Origin of the sequence: Streptomyces sp. NPDC126497 (genome assembly GCF_040302425.1) — a bacterium.
Lineage (GTDB): Bacteria > Actinomycetota > Actinomycetes > Streptomycetales > Streptomycetaceae > Streptomyces.
Map to the genome: position 1 here is coordinate 1 of NZ_JBEORT010000200.1, position 3,649 is coordinate 3,649.

A 3,649-nucleotide genomic window follows, 5' to 3' on the forward strand; every position below is an offset into this window, starting at 1 on the left:
GGGGCCCCCTGATGCGGCGGCGCCCCCGTCGTCCGGTCCGCCCCCCGCCGGTGACACCGGGGCCGCGGCGGCGCCGGGCGCCCCTGCCGACCCGGCACCGCTTCCGCGTCGCCGTCCCCCTCGCCCTGCTGGCCTTCCTCGTCTCGGTCCTCCTGGTCGAGGGGTACACGACCCGCGGCTTCTCCGGGGACCAGGAGGGGCGGGCCGCACAGCCGGCCACCGGCGTCCCCCGGGAGGTCGCCGACGGCGGCCCGGTCGTCGACACCACCCACGGCCGCCTGCGCACCTACCGGGCACCGGACAGAACGGTGGTGCTGACCTTCGACGACGGCCCGGACCCCGTCTGGACACCCCGGATCCGGGCCGTCCTCGACCGCCACGGCACGCCCGGCACCTTCTTCGTCACCGGGCAGCAGGCCGTGCGCCACCCCGGGATCCTGCGCGGGCTGATCCGCTCCGGTCACGAGATCGGGGTGCACACCTTCTCCCACGGGGACCTGGCCACGCAGTCCGAGGGCGAGACCGACCGCGAGCTGGCGCTGACCCAGCTCGCCCTCGCCGGAGCCGGGGGCGTCAACAGTTCGCTCCTGCGGATGCCCTACTCCTCGACCACCGCCGCCCTGGACGGGCCGGCCTGGTCCGCCGCCCGCCGCCTGGGCGAGAAGGGCTACGTGCTGGCGTTCATCGACCGGGACACCAGGGACTGGCAACGCCCGGGCGCCCGGGCGGTCGCCGACGCGGCCACGCCGGACGTGCCGGGCCGGGGAACGGTCGTCCTCCTGCACGACTCGGGCGGGGACCGGTCGCAGACCGTGCGGGCGCTCGACATCCTGATCCCCCGGCTCCAGGCCCAGGGCTACCGCTTCACCACGCTGGCCGGCGTCGTCGGCACCGACAGCCTCACCCGCCCCGTCGACACGGGAACCCTGTGGAAGGGCCGGGTGTTCGTGGCCGCCGTGACCGTGTCCGGGACGGTGGTGTCGGTCGTGGGCGTGCTGCTGCTGGTCGTCGGGTCGCTCGTCCTGGCCCGGTGCGCGCTGATGCTGGTCCTCGCCCGCCACCACGTCCGCCGGCGCCCGCCTCCCGCCCGGCCCGTCACCCGGCCCGTCAGCGTCGTCGTCCCCGCCTGCAACGAGAGACCGTGCATCGCCAAGACGCTCCGCTCGCTCGCCGCGAGCGACCACCCCGTCGAGATCGTCGTCGTGGACGACGGTTCCGACGACGGCACCGCCGACGTCGCCGAGTCGCTCGGCCTTCCGGGGGTCACCGTCCTGCGCCGGCCGAACGGCGGCAAGGCGTCCGCGCTGAACGCCGGCGTCCTGCGGGCCTCCCACGACCTCGTCGTGATGCTGGACGCCGACACCGTCTTCGCCCCCTCGACCGTACGCCGCCTGGTGCAGCCCTTCGCCGACCCGGCCGTCGGCGCCACCGCCGGGAACGCCAAGGTCGGCAACCGCCGGAGCCTGCTCGGCCGGTGGCAGCACATCGAGTACGTCATGGGCTTCAACCTCGACCGCCGCATGTACGACCTGCTGCGCTGCCTGCCCACCGTCCCCGGCGCCGTCGGGGCCTTCCGCGTCACGGCCCTGCGGGACGCCGGGATGATGAGCGGCGACACCCTCGCCGAGGACACCGACGTCACCATGGCCCTGCACCGGGCCGGGTGGGAGGTCCGCTACGCCGAGCACGCACTCGCCTGGACCGAGGCGCCGGGATCACTGCGGCAGCTGTGGCGCCAGCGCTACCGGTGGAGCTACGGCACGATGCAGGCCGCGTGGAAGCACCGGCACGCCCTGTTCGAGCGCGGTCACGCGGGCCGCTTCGGCCGGCTCGGCCTGCCGTTGCTGGCCGTCTTCCAGATCCTCACCCCGCTCCTCGCCCCGCTGATCGACCTGCTGACCGTCTACGGGCTGGTGTTCGGCGACCCGCTCCTCACGGTACTGGCCTGGACCGGTGTGCTGGCCGTGCAGGCCGTCTGCGCCGTCTACGCCTTCCGCCTCGACGGTGAGAGCCCGCGTCCGCTGTGGGCGCTCCCGCTGCAGCAGGTCGTCTACCGCCAGCTGATGTACCTCGTGCTGTTCCAGGCGTGCCTCACCGCGGTCAGCGGGTACCGGCTGCCCTGGCAGCGGCTCAAGCGCAGCGGGGACGTGGTGCTGCCGTCCCGGCCCTCCGCCCGGGAGCCGTGAGCGCCCGCCCGCGCGGAAAAGGACGGGACCCGGCCGGGTCCGGCCGCCTACCATCGGTGGCATGACCCGGCGACATTGATCCACCAGTCGTGCCTCCCGAGGGCCGCCCCGGGCACCGTGCGTCCTCCGCGTCCGGTGTCCGAACCGCCCCTTCGGGAAGGCCTCATGACTCTCACGCCCACGCGTGCCCCCGACGCGCGCGTGCGTCGGCTGACGACCACGCTGTACGGCTACTCGTTCCTCGAGGACTTCGTCCTGCTCTACCCGGTGTACGCGCTGCTGTTCAGCGACGCCGGGCTGTCCGTCGGGCAGATCTCCTCCCTGTTCGCCCTCTGGTCGGTGACCGGTGTGCTGCTGGAGGTCCCGTCCGGCGCCTGGGCCGACGCGGTCTCCCGCCGGCTGCTGCTGCGGGCCGGCCCGCTGCTGACCGCCGTCGGCTTCGCCCTGTGGGTGCTGCTGCCGTCGTACGGCGCCTTCGCGGTGGGATTCGTGCTGTGGGGCATCGGCGGGGCCCTCGGCTCCGGGGCGCTGGAGGCCCTGGTCCACGACGAGCTCGAGCGGATCGGCGCGGCCGACCGCTACGCCCGGATCATGGGCCGGGCCCGCGCGGCCGGACTGGTCGCCGTGATGGCAGCCATGGGACTCGCCGGCCCGGTGTTCTCCTGGGGCGGCCACACCGCCGTCGGCGCCGCCAGTGTGCTGGCGTGCCTGCTGGCGGCGGCCGCGGCGCTCCGGTTCCCCGAGCACCGTTCCCCGGCGGCCGGACCCGGGAGCTGGACGGCGGCCCTGCGGGCCGGACTCGCCGAGGCGCGCGCCGACCGCTCGGTCCGCGGGGCGCTGCTGCTGGTCCCGGCCGTGAGCGCGGTCTGGGGCGCCCTCGACGAGTACACGCCGCTGCTGGTGCGGGGGACCGGGGTCGCGGACGGGACGGTCCCCCACCTGCTCCTGCTGATCTGGGCCGGCGCCACCGCCGGAAGCCTGCTGGCCGGTGAGGGCGAACGGCTCGGCACGGCCGGGCTCGCCGTCCTGCTCGCCGGCGCCGGCCTCGCCCTGGCCGTCGGCGCGGCCGCCGGCACACCGGCGGGACTGCTCCTCGTCGCCCTCGCCTTCGGCGGCTTCCAGGCGGCGACGGTGCTGGCCGACGCCCGGCTCCAGCGGCGCATCGAGGACACCGGGCGGGCCACCCTGACCTCGGTGGCGGGCCTGGGCACGGAACTGGCGACGGTCACGGTCTACGGCGGCTACGCGCTGATCGCCGCGGGCGGCGCGCACAGCACCGCTTTCGCGGTGTTCGCGGTGCCGTACCTGGCGACGGCGGTGCTGCTGCTCGCCGGAACCGCCAGGGCACGCCGTGAGTGAGGGCCCGTCGCGGCGCCCACGTCCGGTGGGTGGGCCGGGGCGGGTGCGTTCGCCCTCGGACCGGCGCGGACCACGCCTGCCGGAAGGGGCGGGGGGCGCGGACG

At 75.7% G+C, this 3,649-nt stretch carries 2 protein-coding genes; both read left to right on the plus strand.

Going from position 1 to position 3,649, the window contains the following annotated elements; translation table 11 throughout:
- The first annotated feature begins 11 nt into the window (after positions 1–11).
- Positions 12–2,186 carry a bifunctional polysaccharide deacetylase/glycosyltransferase family 2 protein gene (locus ABTY20_RS34925; RefSeq protein WP_352001162.1) on the plus strand — a complete coding sequence of 725 codons (2,175 nt, stop codon included), beginning with the start codon at positions 12–14 and terminating at the stop codon, positions 2,184–2,186.
- Positions 2,187–2,351: 165 nt separating this feature from the next.
- A complete protein-coding gene (locus ABTY20_RS34930; protein WP_352001161.1) occupies positions 2,352–3,545 on the plus strand; it encodes an MFS transporter in 1,194 nt (397 codons plus the stop codon).
- The last annotated feature ends 104 nt before the right edge of the window (positions 3,546–3,649 follow it).

What these genes read in the sequence shown, in the direction of transcription:
- ABTY20_RS34930 (WP_352001161.1), top strand. Translation starts at nt 2,352, where the DNA reads ATGACTCTCACGCCCACGCGTGCCCCCGACGCGCGCGTGCGTCGGCTG.
- ABTY20_RS34925 (WP_352001162.1), top strand. Translation starts at nt 12, where the DNA reads ATGCGGCGGCGCCCCCGTCGTCCGGTCCGCCCCCCGCCGGTGACACCG.